At 38.7% G+C, this 230-nt stretch carries 1 protein-coding gene; it reads right to left on the bottom strand.

Going from position 1 to position 230, the window contains the following annotated elements:
- On the bottom strand, positions 1-230 hold a 230-nt coding region (locus SB754_RS23350; protein ID WP_410784613.1), incomplete at both ends, for a competence protein CoiA family protein.

The following is a 230-nucleotide window of genomic DNA, read 5'->3' on the forward strand; positions in this document are numbered from 1 at the left end:
GTGAGCATTGAAATTCAATACAAAGTCGATGTCCATCCGGAAAAATAGTAATAATATCCGCTCGTTGCCCAATCTCTTCCAAATAATATTCTTGTCTAGTCACATTCGAAGGATAAATCATTTCAATCCACGTTTTTAACAGCTTTTTCCCCATAATGTGCTCTAATGTCTCGGGCTCCGTATAATCACATTGAGTTTTGGCTACGTGAGCAAAATGTGGCTTTACCCGT

It is taken from the genome of Leifsonia sp. SIMBA_070 (assembly GCF_046534635.1).
Lineage (GTDB): Bacteria > Actinomycetota > Actinomycetes > Actinomycetales > Microbacteriaceae > Leifsonia.